The organism is Salmonella sp. JXY0409-18 (assembly GCF_020268625.1).
GTDB classification, from domain to species: domain Bacteria; phylum Pseudomonadota; class Gammaproteobacteria; order Enterobacterales; family Enterobacteriaceae; genus Salmonella; species Salmonella enterica.
The window spans coordinates 3,335,888-3,361,122 of the sequence record NZ_CP084216.1 but is presented as its reverse complement, the minus strand read 5'-3'; the positions used below and the strand labels follow the sequence as shown (position 1 = coordinate 3,361,122).

The window sequence follows — 25,235 nt, the reverse complement described above, 5'->3', positions numbered from 1 at the left end:
ATCAACTGATGTGCCTTTTTTATTGACGATTCGGGACTTTCTGCGCGTTGCGGGCTGACAATTGCCCTCGTTTCTTGTCACAATAGGCTTTTGCGCGCCGCGTTCAGAAAATGCGATGCGCGTGAAGTCTATATACGCAAATCATTCAGGTTGCGTCGACGCGGCAACTGAGCGAATCACTCGGTAGCCAGCAGAGAAGCCGCCTGAAAGATAAAGTGTAAAGTCACCTACAGCGGAGTGTGGTTACACCATGATGGACAGCTTACGCACGGCTGCAAACAGTCTCGTGCTCAAGATTATTTTCGTTATCATTATCGTGTCGTTCATTTTGACCGGCGTTAGTGGTTACCTGATTGGCGGAAGCAATAACTACGCCGCAAAAGTGAATGGCCAGGAAATCAGCCGGGCACAGTTTGAGAATGCGTTTAATAACGAACGTAACCGTATGCAGCAGCAGTTGGGCGACAGGTATTCTGAACTGGCGGCCAACGAAGGTTATATGAAAAGCCTGCGCCAGCAGGTGCTGAATCGTCTGATAGATGAAGCGCTGTTGGATCAATATTCCCGCGAACTGAAACTGGGCATCAGCGATGAGCAGGTAAAGCAGGCGATTTTCGCCACTCCCGCTTTTCAGGTGGACGGTAAGTTTGACAACAACCGCTATAACGCGATTGTGAATCAGATGGGAATGACCGCCGATCAGTACGCTCAGGCGCTGCGTAACCAGCTTACCACTCAGCAACTGATCAACGGCGTGGCCGGTACTGATTTTATGCTGAAAGGGGAAACCGACGAACTGGCGGCATTAGTCTCTCAACAGCGCGTGGTGCGTGAAGCCGTTATTGATGTCAATGCGCTGGCGGCGAAGCAGCAGGTGACCGATCAGGAAGTGTCCAGCTACTACGATCAGAATAAAGCCCGCTTTATGACGCCGGAACAGTTCCGCGTAAGCTATATCAAGCTGGATGCCGCGACGATGCAGGCACCGGTCAGCGATGCGGATATTCAGGCCTATTATGACCAGCATGTAGATCAGTTTACTCAGCCGGAGCGCATTCGTTACAGCATTATTCAGACCAAAACGGAAGATGATGCGAAAGCGGTACTGGATGCGCTGAACAAGGGTGAAGATTTCGCCACGCTGGCGAAAGAGAAATCTACCGATATCATCTCTGCGCGTAATGGCGGCGATATGGGCTGGCTGGAAGAGTCTGCCACGGTGCCGGAACTGAAAAACGCCGGATTAAAAGAAAAAGGCCAGATATCTGGTGTGATTAAGTCGTCTGTCGGTTTTCTGGTGGCGCGTCTGGATGATATTCAGCCTGCCAAAGTGAAACCGTTAAGCGAGGTTCGCGACGACATTGCCGCGAAAGTGAAACAAGAAAAAGCGCTGGATGCTTACTATGCGTTGCAGCAGAAAGTGAGCGATGCGGCAAGCAACGACAATGAGTCGTTAGCAGGCGCTGAACAGGTCGCTGGCGTAAAAGCCGTTGAAACCGGCTGGTTTAGCCGTGACACCTTACCGGAAGAGCTGAACTTCAAACCGGTAGCCGATGCTATCTTTAATGGCGGTCTGGTAGGCGAAAACGGTACGCCGGGGCCGAATTCAGACATTATCACCGTGGATGGCGACCGGGCTTTTGTTGTACGCGTGAGCGAACATAAACCTGAAGCCGTGAAGCCGTTGGCAGAAGTGAAAGAACAGGTCACTGCCCTGGTGAAGCATAACAAAGCGGAACAACAGGCGAAGCTGGATGCGGAAAAACTGCTGGTCGAGCTGAAAGCGGGCAAAGGCGCGGAAGCGATGAAAGCGGCGGGTCTGAGTTTTGGCGAGCCTAAAACGTTAAGTCGTACCAGTCAGGATCCGGTGAGTCAGGCGGCCTTTGCATTAAGCCTTCCGACGAAAGATAAGCCAGTTTATGGCGTGGCGAACGATATGCAGGGTAACGTCGTTCTGCTGGCGTTTGACGAGGTGAAAGCGGGTGCCATGCCGGAAGCGCAGAAAAAAGCGATGGTGCAGGGCATCACGCAGAACAATGCGCAAATTGTCTTTGAAGCGCTGATGAGTAATCTGCGTAAAGAGGCGAAAATCAAAATCGGCGACGCTCTGGAACAGCAGTAATCGTCGAGGCGCTTCGCAAAAAATTGCAAAACGTTGTATCCCACAAAGGCCGCTTTCGCGGCCTTTTCCATTTCTGAGAATTGCCGTTTGTTCGTTTTTCTCCGCCCCGCTATCGTGGCTGCACTGTTAACAAACAAGGAGAAAACAGTATGAAACACGGAATTAAAGCACTGCTTATTACACTTTCTTTAACCTGCGCGGGCATGGCCCATAGCGCACTGGCGGCGACGCCTGTCGCAAAAAATGCAGCGGTGGAAACAAAAGCGGATACGCCTTCTTCATCCTCCGCCAAAGCGGCATTACCTACTAAAGCCAGCGATGATGAAGGTACCAGGGTGAGCATTAATACCGCGTCTGCGGAGGATCTGGCGCGGGTGATGAACGGCGTTGGGCTGAAAAAAGCGCAGGCTATTGTGAGCTATCGGGAGGAGTATGGTCCTTTTAAAACGGTGGATGATTTAAAGCAGGTGCCGGGAATGGGAAGCGCGCTGGTGGAGCGTAATCTGGCAGTTTTAACATTGTAATCACTTGCACAGTGGCAAAAATTTGCCAGACTGTAGAGGTCATACCAGTTATGACCTCTGTACTTGTCGTTTACTTATAACAACAACGTAAGGTTATTGCGCTATGCAAACACAAATCAAAGTTCGTGGATATCATCTTGATGTTTATCAACATGTTAATAATGCCCGCTATCTGGAGTTTCTGGAAGAGGCCCGTTGGGATGGGCTGGAAAACAGCGACAGCTTTCAGTGGATGACGGCCCGCAATATTGCTTTTGTGGTGGTAAACATCAACATAAATTACCGTCGCCCGGCGGTATTGAGCGATCTACTGACCGTGACCAGCCAGGTACAACAGCTTAACGGTAAAAGCGGCGTATTAAGCCAGACGATTACGCTGGAGCCAGAAGGGCAGGTGGTGGCCGATGCGCTCATCACGTTTGTTTGTATTGATTTAAAAACGCAAAAAGCGCTGCCGCTGGAAGGCGAATTGCGTGAAAAGCTGGAACAGATGGTGCAATAACGCCCCTCGCTGTCTGATGGCGTTGAACTGATCCGGCCTGGCGATATTGACCATGGTGAATATCGCCAGGCCGGATAAGGTGCATGCACCGCCATCCGGCAAAACAATCACCTTAACCCGGTTTTTTGCTTCATTGCCGCCATCACTGCCGCTTTATTCGACAGATAATGATTCAGGCCGTTAGCGCGCAGATTACAGGCCGCGCAATGACCACAGCCATCGCCTTTAATGCCGTTATAGCAGGTCAGCGTCTCTTCGCGAACCAATTCCAGTTGGCCCCAATAATCGGCCAGTGCCCAGGTTTCAGCTTTATCAATCCACATTAAGGGCGTTTCGAAACGGATATCTTTCGCCATGCCCAGATTTACCGCGTGATTCAGCGCTTTGACGAACTCATCGCGACAGTCTGGATAGCCGGAAAAATCGGTCTCGCAAACGCCGGTGATCACCGCTTCGGCTTTGACCTGATAAGCGTAAATCGCCGCCAGCGTCAGAAAGAGAATATTGCGTCCCGGTACGAAAGTATTGGGGATACCGTCAGCGTTTGGTTCATAGTCCGGCACCGGAATGCTATCCCGCGTCAGGCTGCTGACCGCCAGTTCGTTCAGCAAAGTGACATCCAGCACTTTATGCGCGCGTGCGCCAAGTTTTAACGCCAGCGCGCGCGCGACATCAATCTCTGCGCGGTGGCGCTGACCATAATCAAACGTGACACAATGCACTTCATCATACTGATGCCGCGCTTGCGCCAGACAAGTGGTGGAGTCCTGACCTCCACTAAATACAACAACGGCGCGTTTCATAGTTATCCTGATCAATGACGAAAGCCAATATGGTAACGCGTACGGATAATCCCGACCAGCTTCTTCACGGCGAAGGCGGCGGAAGCCAGGCTTCGCTAAATTCAAACCAGCCGCGAGGGGTGAGTCGAACGCCGTTAACGCCCGGTGGGGCGCTGATGCGATAGTGATAATTAAACAGCGGCGTAAGTGTGGCGTCATCCATCAGGTTGGCAAAAACTTGTTGTAGCGCGGCGCGGCGATCTTTTTCATTGGGCTGAATTTGCAGAGCGTCAAGCGTAGCCTGCAGATGGGAAAACGCAGGCGCGTCCAGGACATGCGGCCAGATCTGATCGCAACGTAGCCACTGCTCCAGCGTATATTCCGGCGCTTCGCCGATCAGCCTGTCGCCCATCATCAGATCCGCTTGCGCCAACGCAGGGCAGTTATCCCAGTTTTTGGCATTATGAAAAATCAACGTTAACTCACAGCCGAGCGTCGCCAGGTAATGTCGAAGCTGTTCCGCCATCGTATGCAGCTCTACGGGAAGGTGGTACGCCAGGGTAAGTTTTTTCGGCAATGGCGTTTCATCAACGTCCTGCCATTGCGGGATTGTCCAGCCGGGTAGTAGCCCCTGACTTGGCATAATCAAGTTCTCATCTACCGGCAAGGTTTTTAGCAGCGAAGTATGATGGATAATATGTATCAGACGCCGCGCCTGCTGTACGTTGAGCCGTGAGCCCTTTTTGAGGGTTAAATAACAAAAGCCAAGGCTGATACCACTACTTACCTGACTCAGCGTCGCCAGCTCTTCCGGTTTGCCGATGGCAATCTGCACCGGATGGCGGCAACTGGTGCCCAGATCCTGGGCAAACAGTTGCGGGGTGATCCAGAATTCAATCGCTTTCAGCAGCGGATGGCTGAGGTGATAATGGTCATGACTTTCCAGACGCACCAGTTCCGGCGTGAACAACGCCAGGCGAAAAGGACCAGTGCCGATAAGCGGCAGGTCAGGATGCGCCAGACCGCTACAATAGCTCGCCAGACGATGCGCCAGCCAGTAATCAGGTCGGTGAAGGAGAAAGGTCAGGCACTGAGGATGCGTTACTTCGATCCGTGCGACGCTAATAAACAATTTGCTTAGCGCGGGTAGGGTAAGCAGCCTTTCCAGGCGTTCGTGTAGCTGCGCGGTATCCACCGCATCGCCATTATGCCAGTGCAGCGTGGAGCGAATATAAAAATCCCAGCGTAAACCGTCGGCGGAAACCTTCCAGTGATGCGCCAAATCCCCGCAAGGATATTGGCTATCGCGGTCGAAGCGCGTTAACCCGGAAAAAACTTGCCCTGCGAGATGCTGTTCCGCGCGTCCTGGCAGGAAACCCGGCTGCAGCGGATCAAGCGGACGATAGTAGGGAATACGCAATGTCGGCGTATCGTTTTGCCATTGGCCGCCCATAAAAGGCTGGAGCATCGCCCGTAACTCGCCAGGCGCCAGCTGCGCCAGTTCCAGTACGTTGAGCTGCTGCCCTTTTTCCAGCGCCTGTTCCATCATGGCGGTGCGGAGCGATTCCGGCGTGACCAGAAACTGGAGCCGTCCACGTTTCCCGCGCCCGGACTGCGCCTCCCATCTTAGCCAACCTGCCTGCTGGGCCTGACGCAGCAGCGTTCGCAGATGGCGCTCGCTACAAAAACAGCGTTCGGCCAGTTCGCTAACGGTGACATGTTGCGTTTCCCCGGCGGAAGGCTGCCAGAGGCGTTGATATTGATTAAGCCGATTCAGTAGCCTCATAAAACCCGGAACACTTCCTTTTATCTGTTCACTATTACTTCCGTATATCTCAGGTAATACTGAACAACAAGTTAACCGCGTCACAGTGTGGAGAAAGAGATGGCCCGTCTGGCAGCATTTGATATGGATGGCACGTTATTAATGCCCGATCACCATTTGGGTAGAGAAACGATCGCCACGCTGGCGCGTCTGCGCGAACGCGATATCACTCTGACATTCGCTACGGGTCGTCATGTGCTGGAGATGCGGCATATTCTGGGGACGCTTTCACTGGACGCTTATCTTATTACCGGTAACGGGACGCGAATTCACTCGCTGGAAGGCGACGTGCTGCATCGTCAGGATCTCGATCCTCAGGTTGCCGATACGGTGATGCATCATGCCTGGGATACCCGAGCCAGTATGCATGTGTTTAATGACAACGGCTGGTTTACAGGCCAGGAGATCCCCGCGCTACTCCAGGCGCACGTCTACAGCGGCTTTCGTTATCAGGTTATCAATATAAAAAGCATTCCGGCCCATCAGGTGACGAAGATCTGTTTTTGCGGCGATCATGACGATCTGATCCGTTTGCGCATTCAGCTCAATGAGGCGATGGAAGAACGCGCTCACCTCTGTTTCTCTGCCGTCGACTGCCTGGAAGTGCTACCGCTGGGGTGCAATAAAGGATCGGCGCTGGCGGTATTGAGCAATCATTTAGGGCTTTCACTGGCAGATTGCATGGCGTTTGGCGACGCGATGAACGATCGGGAAATGCTGGGCAGCGTCGGGCGGGGGCTCATTATGGGCAATGCCATGCCGCAGCTTATCGCCGCGCTGCCACACCTTGCGGTTATCGGACATTGTGGTAATCAAGCGGTATCACACTTTTTGACGCATTGGCTGGACAATCCGCATCTACCTTATTCCCCCGAATGAGAGATCTCTTCCAGCAAGCCAGACATTCAGTCTGGCTTTTTTTTGTTTCTAGTCGCCGGTAAGTAATTTTGCGATGGCCGCTGACCACGGCGTCAAATCGCCGATATGGTCGCTAACCCAGGACGGATGGTAATAGGTATCCAGATAGCGATCGCCGCTATCGCACAATAACGTCACGATAGCGCCGGTTTCTCCAGCCTCGCGCATCCGGGCCGCAAGCTGCAGCGCTCCCCACATATTCGTGCCGGTAGAGGCGCCGACTTTACGGCCTAGCTGCGTTTCCAGCCAGTGTGCGGTGGCAACGCTGGCGGCGTCCGGCACGCGCAGCATCTCATCCACGACATCCGGAATAAAAGAAGGCTCTACTCGCGGACGACCAATTCCTTCAATTTTACTGCCCACCGGGCTGCGTAATGAAGCGTCGCGATCCTGCCAGTAAGGTAAAAAGACGGAATTTTCCGGATCCACCACCATGAGCTGAGTATCATAGCCCTGGCAGCGAATATAGCGCCCAATCGTCGCAGAGGTTCCGCCCGTTCCGGCGCTCATGACGATAAATCGCGGTACCGGATGGGGTTCGTTGCGCATCTGGCGGAAAATACTGTCGGCAATATTATTGTTGCCCCGCCAGTCGGTAGCTCGTTCTGCGTAGGTAAACTGGTCCATATAGTGACCGTTCAGTTCATGCGCCAGCCGCTCGGAGGCGGCATAAATTTCGCAGGCGCTCTCCACAAAATGACAGTGGCCGCCGTAAAATTGAATCTGTTCGATTTTACGTTTTGCGGTACAGGCGGGCATGACGGCGATGAACGGCAGTCCCAGTAAACGCGCGAACCAGGCTTCGGAAATCGCCGTTGAGCCTGATGACGCTTCAATAATCGGAGTGCCTTCTTTAATCCAGCCATTGCACAGCCCATAAAGGAACAGCGAGCGCGCCAGACGATGCTTGAGGCTACCGGTGGGATGCGTGCTTTCGTCTTTCAGGTAAAGCTGGATACCCGGAAATGCCGACAGGGGCAAACGAATAAGATGCGTATCCGCCGAGCGCTGGTGGTCAGCGTTAATTTCATTAATGGCATTTTTAACCCAATTGCTACTCATCATTAATATCCATTTATCATTTTGTGCCAAGAGTAGCGAAAAGTACGGAAAAAATTGTTGCTATTTGACCTTTAAATTACAATGTAAGGAGAAAAATATTCTCTATGGGGTGGGTATGTTAGATAAAATTGACCGTAAACTGCTTTGCTTATTGCAGCAGGACTGTACCCTCTCTTTGCAGGCGCTGGCGGATGCCGTTAATCTGACGACAACACCTTGCTGGAAGCGGCTTAAACGCCTGGAAGATGACGGTATCCTGCTTGGCAGGGTCGCGCTGCTGGACCCGGAAAAACTGGGGCTGGGGTTAACCGCTTTTGTGTTGATAAAAACGCAGCACCACAGCAGTGAATGGTACTGTCGGTTCGTGACCGTCGTCTCTGAGATGCCGGAAGTGCTTGGCTTCTGGCGGATGGCGGGGGAATACGACTATCTGATGCGAGTTCAGGTGGCCGACATGAAGCGGTATGACGACTTCTATAAACGTCTGGTCAATAGCGTCCCGGGACTGTCAGACGTCACCTCCAGTTTTGCGATGGAACAGATTAAGTACACCACATCTCTGCCCATTGAATAATTCTCCCGGTATTGCCGGAAATCATATCAGGAAATAACGCGTGCGATTATTTGCTCAATTAAGCTGGTACTTTCGCCGGGAATGGCGTCGCTATCTTGGCGCGGTGGCCCTGCTTATGCTTATTGCGATGCTTCAGCTGATCCCGCCCAAAGTGGTGGGGATTGTCGTGGATGGCGTAACCGCACAGCATTTTACTCCAGGCCGAATAGCGATGTGGATTGGCACCATTGCCCTGATCGCCGTAGTGGTCTATTTGTTGCGCTATGTCTGGCGCGTGCTGCTATTTGGCGCTTCTTATCAATTAGCCGTCGAACTGCGTGAAGATTATTATCGCCAGCTGAGCCGTCAGCATCCTGAATTTTATCAGCGCCATCGAACGGGCGATCTTATCGCGCGCGCGACGAATGATGTGGATCGCGTCGTATTTGCGGCGGGTGAGGGCGTTCTGACGCTGGTTGACTCGCTGGTAATGGGCTGCGCGGTACTGATTGTCATGTCGACGCAAATTAGCTGGCAGCTAACGCTATTAGCGCTGTTGCCGATGCCGATTATGGCGCTGATGATCAAACGTTACGGCGATCGGCTGCATGATTATTTCAAACTGGCGCAGGCCGCCTTCTCCAGCCTGAACGACCGCACGCAGGAGAGTCTGACCAGCATCCGCATGATCAAAGCGTTTGGTCTGGAGGACCGCCAGTCTTCGCTGTTTGCGGCGGATGCCGAAGATACCGGCAAGAAAAATATGCGCGTGGCGCGTATTGACGCGCGTTTTGATCCAACCATTTACATCGCCATTGGCATGGCGAACCTGCTCGCGATTAGCGGCGGAAGCTGGATGGTGGTTAACGGCAGCCTGACGCTGGGCGAACTCACCAGCTTTATGATGTATCTGGGGTTGATGATTTGGCCGATGCTGGCGCTGGCCTGGATGTTTAATATCGTGGAGCGGGGTAGCGCCGCTTACAGCCGCATCCGCGCCATGCTGGCGGAAGCGCCGGTAGTTAAGGATGGTGAAGAGCCGGTCCCGGCGGGGCGCGGCGAACTGACGGCGGCCATTCGTGAGTTTTGCTATCCGCAAACGACGCATCCGGCGCTGGAGAATGTGAACTTTCGCCTTAAACCGGGTCAGATGCTGGGGATATGCGGTCCGACCGGCGCGGGGAAAAGCACAATCTTGTCGCTTATCCAGCGCCATTTTGATGTGACGCAGGGAGAAATCCGATTCCATGACATGCCGTTGACGCATCTGCAACTGGATAGCTGGCGTAGCCGACTGGCGGTCGTCAGCCAGACGCCGTTTTTGTTCTCGGACTCTATTGCCAATAATATTGCGCTCGGACGCCCGGAGGCGACCCAGGAAGAGATTGAACAGGTGGCGCGTTTAGCCAGCGTACATGAGGATATTCTCCGCTTGCCTCAGGGCTACGACACGCAGGTAGGTGAACGTGGCGTCATGTTATCGGGAGGGCAAAAACAGCGTATCTCGATTGCCAGAGCGCTGCTGTTGAATGCGGAAATTCTGCTTCTTGATGATGCGCTCTCAGCAGTAGATGGTCGCACGGAGCATCAGATTTTGCATAATTTGCGCCAGTGGGGCGAAGGGCGTACGGTCATCATCAGCGCGCATCGTTTATCCGCGCTGACCGACGCCAATGAAATTATCGTTATGCAACATGGTCATGTTGTTCAGCGCGGCGATCACGATCAACTGGCGCAGCAGATTGGCTGGTATCGCGATATGTATCGCTATCAGCAACTGGAGGCCGCGCTGGATGACGCGCCGGAACGCGGCGAGGAGGCGGCGAATGCGTAGTTTTGGACAGCTATGGCCGACGCTGAAACGGTTACTGGCGTATGGCTCGCCATGGCGAAAACCGCTCTCTGTCGCGGTGATGATGCTGTGGATTGCGGCGGCGGCGGAAGTTAGCGGTCCGCTGCTGATCAGCTATTTCATTGATAACATGGTGGCCCGCCACCATTTACCGTTGGGCAAGGTCGCGGGGCTGGCGGCCGCCTATGTGGGGCTACAATTTCTGGCGGCGGGTCTGCATTACGCCCAGTCTTTATTATTTAACCGGGCGGCCGTTGGCGTGGTTCAGTCCTTGCGCACGGACGTCATGGATGCCGCCTTGCGCCAGCCGCTAAGCGCCTTCGACACGCAGCCTGTCGGACAATTAATTTCACGTGTGACCAACGATACGGAAGTCATCCGCGATCTGTACGTCACGGTCGTCGCGACGGTATTACGTAGCGCGGCGTTGATCGGCGCCATGCTGGTCGCTATGTTCAGCCTTGACTGGCGGATGGCGCTGGTGGCGATTTTGATTTTTCCGGCGGTATTGACCGTGATGATCATTTATCAGCGCTACAGCACGCCGATTGTACGCCGCGTGCGGGCATATCTGGCGGATATTAACGACGGCTTTAACGAAATCATCAACGGGATGAGCGTAATCCAGCAGTTTCGCCAGCAGGCGCGCTTCGGCGAACGCATGGGCGAGGCCAGCCGCTCGCACTACATGGCGCGGATGCAGACGCTACGCTTAGACGGCTTTTTATTGCGTCCGCTGCTTAGCCTCTTTTCCGCGCTCATTTTATGCGGTTTGTTGATGCTTTTCAGCTTTACGTCTGCCGGCACGATTGAGGTCGGGGTGCTGTATGCGTTCATTAGCTATTTGTCACGTCTGAACGAGCCGCTCATTGAACTGACCACCCAGCAATCCATGCTACAGCAGGCGGTTGTGGCGGGAGAACGTGTTTTTGAACTGATGGATCGCCCGCGCCAGCGCTATGGCAGCGACGACAGGCCGTTACAAAGCGGGGCGATTGATATTGATCATCTGTCGTTTGCTTACCGCGACGATAATCTTGTTTTACAGGACATTACGCTCTCAGTACCGTCCCGTAGCTTTGTGGCTCTGGTGGGGCACACCGGCAGCGGGAAGAGCACGCTCGCCAGCTTATTAATGGGGTATTACCCCCTGACACAAGGCGAAATTCGGCTGGATGGGCGAGAAATCGCCTCTCTTAATCATCGCGTTTTACGCCAGGGCGTGGCGATGGTTCAACAGGACCCGGTAGTGATGGCGGATACCTTTCTGGCTAATGTGACGCTGGGGCGCGATGTCTCCGAGGCGCAGGTGTGGCAGGCGCTGGAAACGGTACAACTGGCGGACCTGGCGCGCGGCCTGAGCGACGGGCTGCATACGCATCTCGGCGAGCAGGGAAATACGCTGTCCGTCGGGCAAAAACAGCTATTGGCGCTGGCGCGCGTGCTGGTTGACGCCCCGCAAATATTAATTCTTGATGAAGCGACGGCCAGCATCGATTCCGGCACTGAGCAGGCGATACAGCAGGCGCTGGCGGCGATTCGCGAGCGCACCACGCTGGTGGTTATTGCCCATCGGCTATCGACAATCGTGGAGGCGGATACCATTCTGGTTCTCCATCGCGGCCAGGCGGTGGAGCGCGGGACGCATCAACAATTGCTGGCGGCGCAAGGGCGCTACTGGCAAATGTATCAATTACAGTTAGTTGGCGAGGAGTTAGCCGCCAGCGTACACGAAGAACCCGGCCCTGCGGCATAAGGTTTGGCGCCACAGGGCAAAGCCTCGCCCATTATGCACCGTTGTGGTGCGTTTTTCTTTCCCTGCTTCGATTTTGGGGCGCGTCAATATAAAGACGCGCCGCTAACTGCGCTTTTCCTCGCTCGCCAGCTTCTGGCACATCCTTTGCAATATCCATTCTGAAGAGTCCATGCGCGGCGGCAGCCGTTACCTAATTCTGACTGGAGGGTTCTATGAAGCTGGTTACCGTAATTATCAAACCGTTCAAGCTGGAGGACGTGCGGGAGGCGCTTTCTTCCATTGGCATTCAGGGACTGACCGTCACCGAAGTGAAAGGGTTTGGCCGTCAGAAAGGACACGCCGAACTGTATCGCGGCGCGGAGTACAGCGTGAATTTCCTGCCGAAGGTCAAAATTGATGTGGCTATCGCCGACGACCAACTGGAAGAGGTGATCGATATCATCAGTAAAGCGGCTTACACCGGAAAAATTGGCGACGGCAAAATTTTCGTCGCGGAGCTCATGCGCGTTATTCGGATTCGTACCGGCGAAGCTGACGAAGCAGCGCTGTAAGACCCGCCACACAGCAACAGGAAATGAAAAAATGAAGATAGCGATGATAAAAACCACACTGGCTTCACTGGCGCTGCTGCCTGGGCTAACGATAGCCGCGCCGGCGGTTGCCGATAAAGCGGATAGTGCTTTTATGATGATTTGCACCGCGCTGGTGCTGTTCATGACGATACCGGGTATCGCGCTGTTTTACGGCGGATTAATTCGCGCTAAGAACGTGCTGTCAATGTTAACGCAAGTGACCGTCACCTTTGCGCTGGTCTGTATTTTATGGGTGGTGTACGGCTATTCGCTGGCTTTTGGCGAAGGGAATCATTTCTTCGGTAATACCGATGGGGCGATGTTGAAGAATATCGCGTTGACGGCGGTAACGGGTACGATTTATCAGTATATTCATGTCGCGTTTCAGGGATCTTTCGCCTGTATTACCGTCGGGCTGATTGTCGGCGCGCTGGCGGAGCGTATTCGTTTTTCGGCGGTACTGATTTTTGTCGTGGTGTGGTTCACGCTCTCTTATATTCCGATTGCGCACATGGTGTGGGGCGGCGGCCTGCTGGCTGCTCACGGCGCGCTGGATTTTGCCGGTGGTACGGTGGTGCATATTAACGCCGCTATCGCCGGGCTGGTAGGGGCTTATTTAATTGGCAAACGCGTCGGCTTTGGGAAAGAAGCATTTAAACCCCATAACCTGCCGATGGTCTTTACCGGTACTGCGATTCTGTATATCGGCTGGTTTGGATTTAACGCGGGTTCTGCGGGGAGCGCAAACGAGATAGCAGCGCTGGCCTTTGTGAACACCGTGGTGGCGACCGCCGCCGCGATTCTGGGGTGGATTATCGGCGAGTGGACGCTACGCGGTAAGCCTTCCCTGCTGGGGGCGTGTTCCGGCGCGATTGCCGGTCTGGTCGGCGTGACGCCAGCCTGTGGCTATGTTGGCGTTGGCGGCGCGCTGGTTATCGGCGTTATTGCGGGTCTGGCGGGATTGTGGGGAGTCACCATGCTTAAACGTCTGTTACGGGTAGATGATCCGTGCGACGTATTTGGCGTTCACGGCGTTTGCGGAATAGTCGGCTGTATCCTGACCGGCGTTTTTGCCGCCAGTTCGCTGGGCGGCGTTGGCTTTGTCGACGGCGTTACGATGGGACATCAGGTGATGGTACAGCTGGAAAGTATTGCTATTACGGTCGTCTGGTCCGGCGTTGTCGCGTTTGTTGGTTACAAACTGGCGGATATCCTTGTTGGACTGCGTGTACCGGAAGAGCAGGAGCGCGAGGGGCTGGATGTGAACAGTCACGGCGAGAATGCGTATAACGCGTGATTGCGCAACATGCCTGATGGCGCTGCGCTTATCCAGTTTACCGTAGGCCGGATAAGCGCAGCGTCATCAGGCCATTAACGCCGCATAGCGGCATGTTTTTTAATTGTGATTGCGCATTACCCCTTCCTGCACGGTTGAAGCGACCAACGCGCCATCCTGAGTATAAAACTCGCCGCGAACAAAGCCCCGGGCGCTGGAGGCGGAAGTGCTCTCCACGCTATAAAGTAGCCATTCATTAAAATTGAACGGACGATGGAACCACATAGAGTGATCGATAGTGGCGATCTGAATGCCCTTTTCCAGAAAACCGATGCCGTGAGGCTGAAGCGCGACGGGAAGGAAATTCAGATCCGAGGCGTATCCCAGTAAATATTGATGGACGCGAATGTCATCCGGAACGGTGCCGTTGGCGCGAATCCATACCTGACGCACAGGCGCGGCGACGTGACCTTTCAACGGATTGTGAAATTCGACGGGACGAATTTCCAGCGGGCGATCGCAGAGAAACTTTTCTTTCAGAATCGGCGGCAGTAAATGCGCCAGCGATTGCGCGATTTCCGTTTCTGACGGTAGTCCTTCCGGCCCGACTGCCGTCGGCATGGTTTTTTGATGTTCAAAACCCGGTTCCGGCGCCTGGAATGAGGCGGTCATATAAAAGATGGGTTTCCCGTTCTGAATAGCGGCAACGCGGCGGGCGCTGAAGCTGTTCCCATCGCGCAGCACTTCTACGTCATAGATAATGGGTTTTTGGCTGTCGCCTGGCCGCAGAAAATAACTGTGGAATGAATGCACCAGTCGCGCTTCCGGCACCGTTTCTTTGGCGGCATAGAGCGCCTGGCCCACCACCTGACCGCCAAATACTTGGCGCAGCCCTAAGTCTTCACTTTGGCCCCGAAAGAGTCCTTCTTCAATTTTTTCCAGATTCAATAATGTCAGCAAATTATTCAGTGTCTGACTCATACATACTCTCCAGGTGACAACGATGCCGAAGCGAGGTAGGGCAGAGTATAACGCAATTTTGCAAGTGGTCCGATGGGTACAAAAGTCTGAATAACAGACCAATTCCAGGCAAAAATGAGTGACATGTGCCACACTTAATCACGTTATGTTTCTGTTAACCACTCTTCCGGCGGGGGGAAAGGCCTGCTGGTGCATTGATGATAAGGAGAATTGAATGAAACTCGTGCACATCGTAAGTGGTTTAGCGGTTGCGATATCTCTGGCGGCCTGCGCTGATAAAAGCGCTGATATCCAGACGCCTGCGCCAAACCCTAACATGTCGATTACAGCTAACCAGTCTACTATTCAGCAACCCAATGTTTCCGGTACCGTCTGGATCCGCCAGAAGGTCGCTCTGCCGCCAGATGCGGTGCTGACCGTGACGCTTTCAGATGCTTCGCTGGCTGATGCGCCGTCTAAGGTGCTGTCGCAAAAAGCGGTACGTACCGAAGGTAAACAGGCGCCTTTCAGTTTTGTGTTGCCGTTTAACCCATCAGATATTCAACCTAACGCGCGTATTCTCCTGAGCGCGGCCATCACCGTTGACAATAAGCTGGTATTTATTACCGATAGCGTGAAACCGGTGATTAACAATGGCGGCACTAAAGCGGATCTGACGCTGGTACCGGTACAGCAAACGGCGGTGCCTGTGCAGGCCAGCGGTGGTGCGACGACGACGGTTCCATCGACTTCGCCGACCCAGGTCAATCCGTCTTCTGCCGTTCCTGCGCCTACCCAGTATTAATCCTGCGCCAACCCTCTCCGTTACGGAGAGGGTTAATATACCCAGCGATAGCGTTGTAAATCGATTTGTCCGCTTCCCGACACCACCACGCCTTCCGCCAGTAATGCCTGACGTTGCCGCTGTAGATCCGGCCCGGTAAGTGATATTGCGCCGTGGCGGTTCACCACCCGATGCCATGGTAAAGTGCTGCCTTCCGGCAGACGTTTTAACACTCCGCCGACCTGACGCGCCGCCCGAGGGGAACCGGCAAGCCGGGCGACATCACCGTAGGTCGTGACAAATCCTTCCGGGATCGAGGCGACGATTTGCCAGACGCGTTGAGGAAAAGTGTCCTGAATATCCATAATAGAATCCTGCGTTAATGCTTCAGGATAATCTGGAATAAGGGGGGAGGAAAGCCCGGATGCGCAAGAAACCAGCATCCGATGCCTGATGGGTTGCAATTGCACGATATAGCAGTGATAATGCGCCTGCGCGTTGGTTCACAACGCTCTCAATGGGGGCTCTGTTGGTTCTCCCGCAACGCTACTCTGTTTACCAGGTCAGGTCCGGAAGGAAGCAGCCAAGGCAGATGACGCGTGTGCCGGGATGTAGCTGGCAGGGCCCCCACCCATTTGTGCCTCTCCACACTGTTCTTTTCTGCTGTGCGACGTTATAGCCGCTGTTCCGCCCAAAGAATAAATGCCGTAGCGGGTAGGGGCTTACTGTATAACCAGCCCTGACCATAATGTACGCCATGCTGGCGTAGCCACTGTTCTTGCCTGGTCGTTTCGATGCCTTCTGCGACCATCTTAAGTTTGAGCGTTTTCGCCATTTCAATAATATGCGGCGTGACGTTTTTATATTCCAGCGCATCGACAAAAGATTTATCAATTTTAAGGACATCCACATCCAGATTTTGTAAGTAGCTGAGGCTGGAATAGCCGGTGCCAAAGTCATCAATATAAATGGAATGTCCCGCGTTACGGTATCTGGCGACAATGGGCGCGCTGGTTTTCGGATCGGCAAACTCGCGTTCCGTTAACTCAAGCGCGATTTGCGACGGAGAAATTTGGCTACGGTTCAGCAGCGTGCTTAACAGCGTCGGCAACGTTTCCGACGCCAGATCGGATGCCTCAAGATTGATTGAAATATGTTGTTCGGGATGGGACTTTAACCAACTCCCCATGTCTTCAAAAACGGTGTCGATGATTAGCCGGGTTAGCGGCTCTGTGAGCCCGGTTTGTTCAGCCAGCGCGATAAAAATTTCCGGCGAAAGGAAGGTGCCGTCCGCCTGTTGCCAGCGAGCTAAAGCTTCGGCACCGACAATTTTTCCGCTGCTCAGGGAGACAATAGGCTGATAGTGTACGTTAATTTCGCGATTGTCTATCGCATCCTGGAGACGGTGGCGGGGCGACTGTAGCCGACGCAAAATACGCAGAATAAAGGCCGCAGCCAGCAGACCCGTTACGATGCCCGCCGGTAGCCAGATAAATGCCTGTCGATACCAGCTCCTTTCCAGCGGAGCGGTCGGTGCCCAGCTTACGATAGTAATGCCCATTTCCGGAAAGGGGTGAATAGCATACTGAATGCCTCGGTTTTCCAGCCGCAGGGGCGTCTCATGGTGAATGAGCGGAAGAATAGCGAGGTCAAGGTTACCGCTGCTGGCAACCACAGTATTGCGTTCCCGGCCAATAATAGCGACGTCAATCGGCCATGCGCCAAACGGAATCACATCGATAAAGGACGCCGGGTCGATCATCACGATATAGCTGTCGCTCCCGAGTGCCGCCATATAGCGTTTTATACCCAGATCGTTTTGCGCCGTAAACCAGGCGCGATAACCGTCGCGAGTGATTTTCATGGGCGGAGGGAAAGCGGGAATATGGCTCTCTTTTTCAAGTGAGGAGCAAACGGGAATCGAATTTTTAAGATACAGAACTTCCTGGACATACCGAAAGCTATAAGACACGCGGCGCATGGCGAGTAAATGGGCGCTGCTGCAGGGCTCGCCTTTAAAGGAGGCAATATGCGTTAACGCGGCTTTTGCCTGGTCACTGACCCTTTCTGTACGTAGCGCCACCCGGGACGAGAAGATATCCAGCTCTTCGTTAAACCTTTTTTCAACTTGACGGTGCGCCAGCCACAGACTCAATCCTATCGGGAAAAGGACAGACAGGATAAGCACTCCCGTTACCAGGCTGACCAGATGTCGTGTTGTCACAGTGATGTCCTTATAAACACAGCGTAGAGAAAGTATATCCGATCGTAAATCGCGCCCTCGAATGATAAAGCTATTTTATCGATTTTACAGATATAGGGGCCAGACTAACGCGTTACGCCACATTGCTTTTGCCGCCAGGAAGAGATCGTGAATGTTTACCGGTTGAAAAAGGAGCGTTGATAGCGTATTTTATTGTTATGTTATAACATAATTGAGAGGGCGCAATGAAACCTGATATTCATCCTGTATACCGCACCGTCGTATTTCACGACACCAGCGCAAATGAATATGTGAAAGTGGGATCAACTATCAAAACTGAACGTGAAATCGAACTGGACGGCGTGACATATCCGTATGTCACTATTGATGTGTCATCAAAATCGCATCCTTTTTATACCGGTAGACAGAAAACGTTTGATAGCGAAAGTAGCGCCGCACGCTTCCAGAAACGTTTCGGTCATTTTATCGGCGCTAAAAGGGGGTAAATGAAATGCAGGTGTTAAACTCACTTCGCAATGCAAAACAACGGCATCCGGATTGCCAGATAGTCAAACGCAAAGGACGCTTATACGTGATTTGTAAAACAAATCCGCGTTTTAAGGCGGTTCAGGGGCGTAAAAAAAGGCGTTAAAAAAACAACAGTTCAGGGAAAGCAGTGCGTACCAGGGAGGGTGCGCACTTTTTTATTACCGGCTGGCTTCTGCGCGGGCCAGCGTAAAAATATCGTAGAAGGAAAGTTCGCCCTTACGGGCAACCATTTTTTGCAGCTGGACTTTATGTTCATTATCCACCTGTGGAGATTGAAGAATCGTCTCAATGAGCGTGGGGGGAACAAAGCGGGTGTTGTACCATTCGCCGTTGTAACAGACCCGGAGGTCCAGCACATCGATGTCGTTATAGTGATAACGCGGGGCGATGTCGAAAAAGAAGAAGCCATTAAATGCGATAAATAACACCACTAACAGCCACACTGACCCCACCAGCGTTTCTGATTGCAGCATGACCGCCAGCGTCGCAAACCAGGCCGCATACATCGCGATAAATAACCCAGGATGCTTGCGGATAAAACTGATACTAAAACGCGGCCTGTTATCGCGTTTTTCACGGACGTTTAAGTCATCAATAGTTTCGCTAAGCAGGCGCTGTATCTCTGTCATCTTTTGCCTTCATGATTTCTGCGACATAGGAGGTAATAACAGCCCATTTTAAAGGGAGGTGTAACGTGAAAAAAGTAACAGATTAGCCCCGAATTAGCATAACAGTTATCATTTTGGCTACAATTTTTTAATGATTCGCGCCGGGTTTCCGCCTACCACGACGTCTGGCGGTACGTTTTTTGTCACCACAGCGCCTGAAGCGACGACGACGTTATCGCCGATGGTTACGCCAGGATTAACGACGGCTCGTCCGCCTATCCAGACGTTATTTCCAATAGTGACGGGTTTACCGAATTCTCTGCCGCTGTTGCGTTCGACGGCGTCCAGCGGGTGCGTGGCGGTATAGATATGTACCCCTGGCGCGAGCATACAATTATCGCCAATATGAATTGGGCAAACATCAAGCATGACGCAGTCGAAGTTAGCGTAAAAGGAGTGACCAAGAAAAATATTATAGCCGTAGTCGCAACGAAAGGAAGGTTCAATATAGGCGTCTTCGCATCGACCCAACAGGTCGCGTAAAATCGCCTGACGCTTATTTATTTCATCAGGCGTAGTATAATTGTATTGATGGATGAGTTGACGCGCCCGCAGTCGATCCTGGCATAAAGTTTCATCGGTCGGGCAATACAGTGCCCCAGCGATCATTTTTTGTTTTTCGTCACTCATCGCGCGCTCCCCTTGGTGGATATTATCGCAATAGAAGCAATAATAAAGTATTAGAGGGAACGTTCCCTGCTATTGGTATGTGATCTATATCACTGTTTTATAATAGCCCGTTGTGTTATTAGCCAGAACGAGGAGGCAGATAACACCTGCGTGTTCTCTAAAAAGTAATGTAGCGTGATTAACGAATGAATTTCCATACTGAAGAGGGGATCTTGTCGTAGAGTTTGTTCATTGTCAATTCTGCAAGACGGTGATCCGCAGCTGAGTAAAATACAGCCAGCTCATTGTCGGACAATTCATATTTATTTTTCTCAATGACGCGCTCCAGAGTGTCAATTGTCTGACAGCGCCGTAAACGCATCAAATAATCAGTTTTAGTTAATGGTTTATCAGACATAAATTCTACCTATGATTGTAATAATTTTTAACAAGACAAACTAACAGGATTAGCCCTGGTGGCGTTGACGAAACAACGGAACAGGCGGTTGCCCGATTTACGCCATTTTTGCAAATCCTGCGTATTAATACCATAGCTGCTGAACAACATAAAGGTGTCGTCCAGGTATTCATCTATCTGCGCAATCAATTTATTGTCTTCATTGTACTTAATTTTATAATTAAGAGCGAAAGTTGCAATATGTTCTATCAGCTCATTGAGCTGCAGGTTGACTGCTGAGGTCGGGTCATTAACCCAGCCATGGTTGCTTTCTTCAAGGTTTGCAAGACAGTCATGATACAGGGTTTCGCAAAGAAATTTAAGCTGTGCTATATCATGTCTTTTGGGTGAGTATTCGTCCATAATGCATCCCCTTTTTAGTGGCTTAAACTAACCGAACACCTTCGGGATGGATACAACTAACTAACCTGGTACTTCCCACGTCACCTTATGATTTAACTATAATCTACTCTAAAAAACTTTTCATCGTCATATTACGAAAAATTACAATTGCGTGAAAGCCGCGTGTTGCCATACTTTTTCGAATTTTAACAGTGATCGTCGGTCGCCTAAAAAGGAACCAGTTTTATTGTTTGTGTAATCATTGGGTTAACGTTTTTTAGCTTTTCAGGCTAAAACAATAGACTCTGACAGGAGAAAATAGCCAGGAATATTCTTAATATTTCTTAATTAATGGCTGAATTAAGAAATGGCCAACTTTCCTAAGAAAAGCCTTTAACGCAGTAAGGATTATACCTTTTATTAATATGGCAAAAAATAATCAATCTAACAATAAGCGTATTTTATGATTTTTGCGTAAAAAAGGCCGCTTGCGCGGCCTTATCTACAGTGAGCAAATCAGCGATGTTCTGTCGAATGACTATGCTCAATATCTTCGCTTTTACGGCTAAAGCGGCGGCGTACCACCACAAAGAAGACCGGTACGAAGAAAATAGCCAGTACGGTTGCCGTTACCATCCCGCCCAGTACGCCAGTACCTACCGCATTCTGCGCGCCGGAACCCGCGCCGGAACTGATAACCAGCGGCATAACCCCCAGCATGAACGCTAACGAGGTCATCAAAATCGGGCGCAAACGCATCCGGACAGCCTCCAGCGTCGCTTCTACCAGACCTTTCCCTTCTTTATCCATTAAGTCTTTGGCGAATTCGACGATAAGTATCGCGTTCTTCGCCGACAACCCAATGGTTGTGAGCAGGCCCACCTGGAAGTAAACGTCGTTAGTCAGTCCGCGGAAGGTCGCGGCCAGCAGCGCGCCGATAACCCCAAGCGGAACAACCAGCATTACGGAGAACGGGATAGACCAGCTCTCATACAATGCCGCCAGACACAGGAAGACGACGATCAGCGAGATAGCATACAGGGCAGGGGCCTGGTTGCCGGACAACCGTTCCTGGTAGGACATCCCGGTCCAGTCATACCCAATGCCTGACGGCAGCTTGCTGGCCAGTTCTTCCATCATCGCCATCGCTTCACCGGTACTCTTGCCTGGCGCCGCCTGACCCAGAATTTCCATCGAAGGCAGACCGTTATAGCGTTCCAGACGCGGCGAACCATATTCCCAGCGGGAAGAGGAGAATGCGGAGAACGGCACCATCTGACCATCGCTACCACGAACGTACCAGTCGTTAATATCATCCGGCAACATGCGGTATTTCGCTTCGGACATCACGTAAACTTTCTTCACACGACCGCGATCGATAAAGTCGTTTACATAGCTGCCGCCCCATGCTGCGCCCAGCGTGGTATTAATGTCGCTAATAGACACGCCCAGCGCCTGAGCTTTTTCCTGGTCGATATCGATTTTAAACTGCGGCGTATCTTCCAGACCGTTAGGTCGAACGCCGACCAGCAGATCAGGATATTTCGCCACCTCGCCGAACAACTGATTACGTGCCTGGGTCAGTTTTTCATGACCAAGTCCCGCCTGGTCAATCAACTCGAAGTCAAACCCGGTTGCGGTGCCCAGTTCAACAATCGCCGGCAGGTTAAAGGCGAAGACCATCGCATCTTTAATTTGTGAAAACGCTGCGGTTGCCCGCTGGGTAATCGCTTCAACCTTGTTTTTTTCGCCTGGACGATCGGCCCAGTCTTTCAACGACACGAATGCAATACCGGTATTCTGACCGCGCCCTGCAAAACCGAAGCCGTTGACGGCGAATACCGATTCAACGTTGGCTTTCTCTTTGTTCAGATAGTAATCCGTGACCTCATCCAGCACTTTTTGCGTGCGCTCTTGCGTCGCGCCGGCGGGGAGCTGGACCATTGTCAGGAATACGCCCTGGTCTTCATCCGGCAAGAAAGAGCTTGGCAGACGAACGAACAGATAAGCCATACCGACGACGATAATGAGATAGAGCAGCAGATAACGCCCGGTGCTGCGCAGAATATTGCCTACGCTATCGGTGTAGTGATGCGTGCTCTTATCAAACAGGCGGTTAAACCAGCCGAAAAAGCCTTTTTTCCCTTCGCCATGATCGCCTTTGGCGACGGGTTTGAGCATCGTCGCGCACAGCGCGGGCGTCAGGATCAGCGCGACCAGCACCGACAGCGCCATCGCCGATACGATGGTGATAGAGAACTGACGATAAATTGCCCCGGTTGAGCCGCCAAAGAAGGCCATCGGAATAAATACCGCCGACAGTACCATCGCGATACCCACCAATGCGCCCTGAATCTGGCCCATGGATTTGCGCGTCGCTTCCTTCGGCGGAAGGCCTTCTTCCGTCATAACACGTTCGACGTTCTCGACCACCACGATGGCGTCATCCACCAGCAAGCCGATGGCGAGCACCATCCCGAACATCGTCAGCGTGTTTATCGAGAAACCGAATGCCGCAAGCACGGCAAAGGTTCCCAACAACACCACCGGAACCGCAATAGTCGGAATCAACGTCGCGCGGAAGTTCTGCAGGAACAGGTACATCACCAGGAACACGAGGATAATCGCTTCGACCAGCGTTTTTACCACTTCATGAATAGAGATCTTCACGAACGGCGTGGTGTCATACGGGTAGACGATTTTCATCCCTGGCGGGAAGAACGGTTCCATTTTTTTCAGTTCGGCGCGAATAGCGGTAGCGGTATCCAGCGCGTTGGCGCCGGTAGCCAGTTTGATGCCAAGACCTGACGCTGGCTGACCGTTAAATTTCGCGATGACGTCGTAGTTTTCGCCGCCAAGCTCAATTTTCGCTACATCCCGCAGACGAACCTGAGAGCCATCCTGATTCACCTTCAGCAGGATTTTGCCAAACTCATCCGTTGAGGTCAGACGCGTTTGGGCAATAATCGATGCGTTAAGCTGCTGGCCTTTTACCGGCGGCGTACCACCGAGCTGACCTGCCGCGACCTGGGCGTTCTGCGCTTTGATCGCGTTAATCACGTCGACCGGCGTCAGTTGGTATTTGGTCAGCTCTGTCGGATTCATCCAGATACGCATCGCATACTGCGAACCAAACAGCTGGACGTCGCCCACCCCAGAGGTACGGCTGATCGGATCTTTCATATTGGCGGCAACGTAATCCGAAATATCCTCCTGGGTCATGGTGCCGTCGGTGTTAATGACGCCCACTACCATCAGGAAGCTACTTGAGGACTTCTCAACGCTTACGCCCTGTTGCTGTACTTCCTGGGGAAGTAACGGCATTGCCAGTTGCAACTTGTTCTGAACCTGAACCTGCGCGATGTCCGCATCGGTACCGGATTCAAAGGTCAGCGTGATCTGCACGGTCCCCGTGGAGTCACTGTTGGAGGACATATACATCAGGTTATCGATACCGTTCATGTTCTGTTCGATAACCTGCGTGACGGTATCCTGTACCGTTTTCGCATCAGCGCCAGGGTAGGTTGCGGAGATCGTCACTGCTGGTGGCGCAATCGTCGGATATTGCGCTACCGGCAATTTGAGGATCGCGAGCCCCCCTGCCAACATGATGATGATGGCGATCACCCACGCAAATATAGGGCGATCGATAAAGAAATTAGGCATGTCTTAACGGCTCCTGTTTAAGTTAAGACCTGGGCTGAGCAGGTTGATCACCGCTTGCGGCTTGCTGTTTGTTATCCGCGGTAATTTCCTGCACTTTAACCTGTGCGCCAGGACGTACTTTTTGCAGCCCGCTGACGACTACGCGGTCGCCCGCTTTCAACCCGTCAGTCACCAGCCACTTATCGCCGATCGCCTGGCTTGCGACGATTTGGCGGGTTTCCACTTTGTTATCAGCGCCAACCACCAGCACCGTGGCATCGCCGCGTGGAGTACGGGTAACGCCCTGTTGTGGAACCAGTAATGCCGTTGGTTTTGTCCCTTCCTGCAGACGTGCGCGAACGAACATTCCTGGCAATAAGGTGTGATCCGGGTTAGGGAAGATGGCGCGCAAAGTAATAGATCCGGTGGTTTGGTCAACGGTCACGTCGGAGAACTCAAGCGTACCGGATTGCGGGAATTTGATACCGTCGCTGGTCACCAGATCGACCTTCGCTTTGCCGTTTTCCTGCTTCAGCGAACCATTTGCCAGCTCCTGCTTCAGGCGCAGGAAATCATTGCTGGACTGGGTCACATCGACATAAATAGGGTCCAGCTGCTGCACTGTCGCCAGCGCCGACGCCTGACCGTTCTGTACCAGCGCGCCTTCCGTTACGGATGACTTACCAATACGACCGCTAATCGGTGAGGTGACTTTGGTATACGCCAGGTTGATACGTGCGGTTTCAACGGCGGCTTTTGCTGCGACAACGGCGGCAGTCGCTTGTTGCGCGTCAGCCAGCGCCTGATCGTATTCCTGCTTACTGATGTACTGCGTACCCAGCAGCTTTTGATAACGCTTCACCGTCAGTTCAGCGATATTCGCGGCGGCCTGCGCTTTTGCCAGATCGCCCTTAGCGCTGTCGTAAGTCGCCTGGTAGGTCGCAGGATCAATCTGATAGAGAGAGACTCCCGCTTCGATATCACTTCCCTCAACGAAATTACGCTTCAGGATAATGCCGCTTACCTGCGGGCGAACTTCGGCGATACGGTAAGCAACGGTACGACCCGGAAGTTCAGTTGTGATTTGCAGTGGTTCCGTTTTTAGTGTGACAACTCCAACTTCTGGCATCTGCTGGCCGCCTTGCTGGTCCTGTTTGTCGTCACATCCTGTTAGCGCTAAGCTGCCTGAGAGCATCAGAACGACCGCCAGAGGCGTTAACCCTCTGTTTTTGTTCATATGTAAACCTCGAGTGTCCGATTTCAAATTGGTCAAT

Annotated in this window: 25 protein-coding genes and 1 other RNA gene; 13 read left to right on the top strand and 13 right to left on the bottom strand. The window is 52.6% G+C overall.

The features are described 5' to 3' along the window. Nucleotides 1–250 precede the first annotated feature (250 nt). The 3 genes from ppiD to fadM all read left to right on the top strand — a co-directional run bounded on the left by ppiD (nucleotide 251) and on the right by fadM (nucleotide 3,148). Entirely contained in the window at nucleotides 251–2,122 is a 1,872-nt protein-coding gene (ppiD, locus tag LDB27_RS16490) for a peptidylprolyl isomerase (protein ID WP_000969425.1), read from the top strand. 149 nt (nucleotides 2,123–2,271) lie between these two features. Next, the gene (locus tag LDB27_RS16485) at nucleotides 2,272–2,646 is read left to right on the top strand and encodes a helix-hairpin-helix domain-containing protein (RefSeq protein ID WP_000680324.1); all 375 of its coding nucleotides are present in this window, start codon (nucleotides 2,272–2,274) and stop codon (nucleotides 2,644–2,646) included. Nucleotides 2,647–2,749: 103 nt separating this feature from the next. After that, nucleotides 2,750–3,148: a long-chain acyl-CoA thioesterase FadM gene (fadM, locus tag LDB27_RS16480; RefSeq protein WP_001194543.1), complete on the top strand. Its 399-nt coding sequence runs from the start codon at nucleotides 2,750–2,752 to the stop codon at nucleotides 3,146–3,148. 107 nt (nucleotides 3,149–3,255) lie between these two features. On the opposite strand, the gene queC is transcribed toward fadM, so the two are convergent. Further along, on the bottom strand, nucleotides 3,256–3,951 hold the full coding sequence (gene queC / locus LDB27_RS16475; RefSeq protein ID WP_000817203.1) for a 7-cyano-7-deazaguanine synthase QueC: 696 nt from the start codon (nucleotides 3,949–3,951) through the stop codon (nucleotides 3,256–3,258). Nucleotides 3,952–4,015: 64 nt separating this feature from the next. Next, nucleotides 4,016–5,716 carry an SgrR family transcriptional regulator gene (locus LDB27_RS16470; RefSeq protein ID WP_001238174.1) on the bottom strand — a complete coding sequence of 567 codons (1,701 nt, stop codon included), beginning with the start codon at nucleotides 5,714–5,716 and terminating at the stop codon, nucleotides 4,016–4,018. Nucleotides 5,717–5,815: 99 nt separating this feature from the next. On the opposite strand from LDB27_RS16470, the gene cof reads away from it, so the two are divergent. Beyond that, on the top strand, nucleotides 5,816–6,634 hold the full coding sequence (cof, locus tag LDB27_RS16465) for an HMP-PP phosphatase (RefSeq protein ID WP_000113032.1): 819 nt from the start codon (nucleotides 5,816–5,818) through the stop codon (nucleotides 6,632–6,634). Nucleotides 6,635–6,682: 48 nt separating this feature from the next. On the opposite strand, the gene cdsH is transcribed toward cof, so the two are convergent. After that, the gene (cdsH, locus tag LDB27_RS16460; RefSeq protein ID WP_000987850.1) at nucleotides 6,683–7,738 is read right to left on the bottom strand and encodes a cysteine desulfhydrase; all 1,056 of its coding nucleotides are present in this window, start codon (nucleotides 7,736–7,738) and stop codon (nucleotides 6,683–6,685) included. Nucleotides 7,739–7,850: 112 nt separating this feature from the next. Here cdsH and decR point away from each other — a divergent pair, with 112 nt between their 5' ends. Genes decR through LDB27_RS16445 form a run of 3 tightly spaced genes read left to right on the top strand, consistent with a single transcriptional unit; the run spans nucleotide 7,851 to nucleotide 11,896 of the window. Continuing rightward, nucleotides 7,851–8,309, top strand: coding sequence for a DNA-binding transcriptional regulator DecR (gene decR, locus LDB27_RS16455; protein ID WP_000884593.1), 459 nt, complete (start codon nucleotides 7,851–7,853; stop codon nucleotides 8,307–8,309). A gap of 40 nt (nucleotides 8,310–8,349) precedes the next feature. Further along, nucleotides 8,350–10,122 (top strand): SmdA family multidrug ABC transporter permease/ATP-binding protein, encoded by a 1,773-nt coding sequence (locus tag LDB27_RS16450; protein ID WP_001235559.1) that lies wholly within the window; start codon nucleotides 8,350–8,352, stop codon nucleotides 10,120–10,122. Then, the gene (locus tag LDB27_RS16445; RefSeq protein WP_001256070.1) at nucleotides 10,115–11,896 is read left to right on the top strand and encodes a SmdB family multidrug efflux ABC transporter permease/ATP-binding protein; all 1,782 of its coding nucleotides are present in this window, start codon (nucleotides 10,115–10,117) and stop codon (nucleotides 11,894–11,896) included. The genes LDB27_RS16450 and LDB27_RS16445 overlap by 8 nt, the downstream gene beginning before the upstream one ends. A gap of 31 nt (nucleotides 11,897–11,927) precedes the next feature. On the opposite strand, the gene LDB27_RS23845 is transcribed toward LDB27_RS16445, so the two are convergent. Further along, complete coding sequence (locus tag LDB27_RS23845) at nucleotides 11,928–12,053, bottom strand: hypothetical protein (RefSeq protein WP_254888881.1); 126 nt, start codon at nucleotides 12,051–12,053, stop codon at nucleotides 11,928–11,930. A gap of 55 nt (nucleotides 12,054–12,108) precedes the next feature. Between LDB27_RS23845 and glnK the strand changes: the two genes are divergently transcribed. Then, the gene (gene glnK, locus LDB27_RS16440; protein WP_000780341.1) at nucleotides 12,109–12,447 is read left to right on the top strand and encodes a P-II family nitrogen regulator; all 339 of its coding nucleotides are present in this window, start codon (nucleotides 12,109–12,111) and stop codon (nucleotides 12,445–12,447) included. 31 nt (nucleotides 12,448–12,478) lie between these two features. Further along, nucleotides 12,479–13,765 carry an ammonium transporter AmtB gene (gene amtB, locus LDB27_RS16435; protein ID WP_000684917.1) on the top strand — a complete coding sequence of 429 codons (1,287 nt, stop codon included), beginning with the start codon at nucleotides 12,479–12,481 and terminating at the stop codon, nucleotides 13,763–13,765. 99 nt (nucleotides 13,766–13,864) lie between these two features. Here amtB and tesB read toward each other — a convergent pair whose 3' ends face one another. Beyond that, nucleotides 13,865–14,725, bottom strand: a complete 861-nt coding sequence (tesB, locus tag LDB27_RS16430; RefSeq protein ID WP_000084176.1) for an acyl-CoA thioesterase II — start codon at nucleotides 14,723–14,725, stop codon at nucleotides 13,865–13,867. A 214-nt stretch (nucleotides 14,726–14,939) separates the two neighbouring features. On the opposite strand from tesB, the gene LDB27_RS16425 reads away from it, so the two are divergent. Then, nucleotides 14,940–15,509: a YbaY family lipoprotein gene (locus LDB27_RS16425; protein WP_000779802.1), complete on the top strand. Its 570-nt coding sequence runs from the start codon at nucleotides 14,940–14,942 to the stop codon at nucleotides 15,507–15,509. Between the two features lie 32 nt (nucleotides 15,510–15,541). Here LDB27_RS16425 and LDB27_RS16420 read toward each other — a convergent pair whose 3' ends face one another. Next, nucleotides 15,542–15,931, bottom strand: a complete 390-nt coding sequence (locus LDB27_RS16420) for an MGMT family protein (protein WP_000961285.1) — start codon at nucleotides 15,929–15,931, stop codon at nucleotides 15,542–15,544. Between the two features lie 84 nt (nucleotides 15,932–16,015). On the opposite strand from LDB27_RS16420, the gene ffs reads away from it, so the two are divergent. Beyond that, an RNA gene (ffs, locus tag LDB27_RS16415) (signal recognition particle sRNA small type) lies at nucleotides 16,016–16,112 on the top strand. Between the two features lie 49 nt (nucleotides 16,113–16,161). Here the strand turns inward: ffs and LDB27_RS16410 are convergent. After that, nucleotides 16,162–17,712, bottom strand: a complete 1,551-nt coding sequence (locus LDB27_RS16410) for an EAL domain-containing protein (protein WP_000213134.1) — start codon at nucleotides 17,710–17,712, stop codon at nucleotides 16,162–16,164. A gap of 224 nt (nucleotides 17,713–17,936) precedes the next feature. Here LDB27_RS16410 and LDB27_RS16405 point away from each other — a divergent pair, with 224 nt between their 5' ends. Both LDB27_RS16405 and ykgO read left to right on the top strand, forming a co-directional pair. Next, on the top strand, nucleotides 17,937–18,197 hold the full coding sequence (locus tag LDB27_RS16405) for a type B 50S ribosomal protein L31 (protein ID WP_000801415.1): 261 nt from the start codon (nucleotides 17,937–17,939) through the stop codon (nucleotides 18,195–18,197). A gap of 5 nt (nucleotides 18,198–18,202) precedes the next feature. Next, nucleotides 18,203–18,343 carry a type B 50S ribosomal protein L36 gene (gene ykgO, locus LDB27_RS16400; RefSeq protein WP_001197749.1) on the top strand — a complete coding sequence of 47 codons (141 nt, stop codon included), beginning with the start codon at nucleotides 18,203–18,205 and terminating at the stop codon, nucleotides 18,341–18,343. Between the two features lie 55 nt (nucleotides 18,344–18,398). Here the strand turns inward: ykgO and LDB27_RS16395 are convergent, their stop codons facing one another. The 6 genes from LDB27_RS16395 to acrA form a co-directional block, all read right to left on the bottom strand. After that, on the bottom strand, nucleotides 18,399–18,869 hold the full coding sequence (locus tag LDB27_RS16395; RefSeq protein WP_000136183.1) for a YlaC family protein: 471 nt from the start codon (nucleotides 18,867–18,869) through the stop codon (nucleotides 18,399–18,401). Nucleotides 18,870–18,986: 117 nt separating this feature from the next. After that, the gene (maa, locus tag LDB27_RS16390) at nucleotides 18,987–19,538 is read right to left on the bottom strand and encodes a maltose O-acetyltransferase (protein WP_001278791.1); all 552 of its coding nucleotides are present in this window, start codon (nucleotides 19,536–19,538) and stop codon (nucleotides 18,987–18,989) included. Between the two features lie 178 nt (nucleotides 19,539–19,716). After that, entirely contained in the window at nucleotides 19,717–19,935 is a 219-nt protein-coding gene (locus LDB27_RS16385) for an HHA domain-containing protein (RefSeq protein ID WP_001280991.1), read from the bottom strand. A 27-nt stretch (nucleotides 19,936–19,962) separates the two neighbouring features. Beyond that, entirely contained in the window at nucleotides 19,963–20,337 is a 375-nt protein-coding gene (tomB, locus tag LDB27_RS16380) for an Hha toxicity modulator TomB (RefSeq protein WP_000344807.1), read from the bottom strand. A gap of 495 nt (nucleotides 20,338–20,832) precedes the next feature. After that, nucleotides 20,833–23,982, bottom strand: coding sequence for an efflux RND transporter permease AcrB (gene acrB, locus LDB27_RS16375; protein WP_001132508.1), 3,150 nt, complete (start codon nucleotides 23,980–23,982; stop codon nucleotides 20,833–20,835). Nucleotides 23,983–24,004: 22 nt separating this feature from the next. Next, nucleotides 24,005–25,198, bottom strand: coding sequence for a multidrug efflux RND transporter periplasmic adaptor subunit AcrA (gene acrA / locus LDB27_RS16370; RefSeq protein WP_001039202.1), 1,194 nt, complete (start codon nucleotides 25,196–25,198; stop codon nucleotides 24,005–24,007). Nucleotides 25,199–25,235 lie beyond the last annotated feature (37 nt).

Excerpts from the sequence above, each read along its gene's own strand:
- ppiD (WP_000969425.1), top strand. The coding sequence starts at position 251 with ATGATGGACAGCTTACGCACGGCTGCAAACAGTCTCGTGCTCAAGATT.
- LDB27_RS16485 (WP_000680324.1), top strand. The coding sequence starts at position 2,272 with ATGAAACACGGAATTAAAGCACTGCTTATTACACTTTCTTTAACCTGC.
- fadM (WP_001194543.1), top strand. The coding sequence starts at position 2,750 with ATGCAAACACAAATCAAAGTTCGTGGATATCATCTTGATGTTTATCAA.
- queC (WP_000817203.1), bottom strand. The coding sequence starts at position 3,951 with ATGAAACGCGCCGTTGTTGTATTTAGTGGAGGTCAGGACTCCACCACT.
- LDB27_RS16470 (WP_001238174.1), bottom strand. The coding sequence starts at position 5,716 with ATGAGGCTACTGAATCGGCTTAATCAATATCAACGCCTCTGGCAGCCT.
- cof (WP_000113032.1), top strand. The coding sequence starts at position 5,816 with ATGGCCCGTCTGGCAGCATTTGATATGGATGGCACGTTATTAATGCCC.
- cdsH (WP_000987850.1), bottom strand. The coding sequence starts at position 7,738 with ATGATGAGTAGCAATTGGGTTAAAAATGCCATTAATGAAATTAACGCT.
- decR (WP_000884593.1), top strand. The coding sequence starts at position 7,851 with ATGTTAGATAAAATTGACCGTAAACTGCTTTGCTTATTGCAGCAGGAC.
- LDB27_RS16445 (WP_001256070.1), top strand. The coding sequence starts at position 10,115 with ATGCGTAGTTTTGGACAGCTATGGCCGACGCTGAAACGGTTACTGGCG.
- LDB27_RS23845 (WP_254888881.1), bottom strand. The coding sequence starts at position 12,053 with ATGGATATTGCAAAGGATGTGCCAGAAGCTGGCGAGCGAGGAAAAGCG.
- glnK (WP_000780341.1), top strand. The coding sequence starts at position 12,109 with ATGAAGCTGGTTACCGTAATTATCAAACCGTTCAAGCTGGAGGACGTG.
- amtB (WP_000684917.1), top strand. The coding sequence starts at position 12,479 with ATGAAGATAGCGATGATAAAAACCACACTGGCTTCACTGGCGCTGCTG.
- tesB (WP_000084176.1), bottom strand. The coding sequence starts at position 14,725 with ATGAGTCAGACACTGAATAATTTGCTGACATTATTGAATCTGGAAAAA.
- LDB27_RS16425 (WP_000779802.1), top strand. The coding sequence starts at position 14,940 with ATGAAACTCGTGCACATCGTAAGTGGTTTAGCGGTTGCGATATCTCTG.
- LDB27_RS16420 (WP_000961285.1), bottom strand. The coding sequence starts at position 15,931 with ATGCTGGTTTCTTGCGCATCCGGGCTTTCCTCCCCCCTTATTCCAGAT.
- LDB27_RS16405 (WP_000801415.1), top strand. The coding sequence starts at position 17,937 with ATGAAACCTGATATTCATCCTGTATACCGCACCGTCGTATTTCACGAC.
- ykgO (WP_001197749.1), top strand. The coding sequence starts at position 18,203 with ATGCAGGTGTTAAACTCACTTCGCAATGCAAAACAACGGCATCCGGAT.
- LDB27_RS16395 (WP_000136183.1), bottom strand. The coding sequence starts at position 18,869 with ATGACAGAGATACAGCGCCTGCTTAGCGAAACTATTGATGACTTAAAC.
- maa (WP_001278791.1), bottom strand. The coding sequence starts at position 19,538 with ATGAGTGACGAAAAACAAAAAATGATCGCTGGGGCACTGTATTGCCCG.
- LDB27_RS16385 (WP_001280991.1), bottom strand. The coding sequence starts at position 19,935 with ATGTCTGATAAACCATTAACTAAAACTGATTATTTGATGCGTTTACGG.
- tomB (WP_000344807.1), bottom strand. The coding sequence starts at position 20,337 with ATGGACGAATACTCACCCAAAAGACATGATATAGCACAGCTTAAATTT.
- acrB (WP_001132508.1), bottom strand. The coding sequence starts at position 23,982 with ATGCCTAATTTCTTTATCGATCGCCCTATATTTGCGTGGGTGATCGCC.
- acrA (WP_001039202.1), bottom strand. The coding sequence starts at position 25,198 with ATGAACAAAAACAGAGGGTTAACGCCTCTGGCGGTCGTTCTGATGCTC.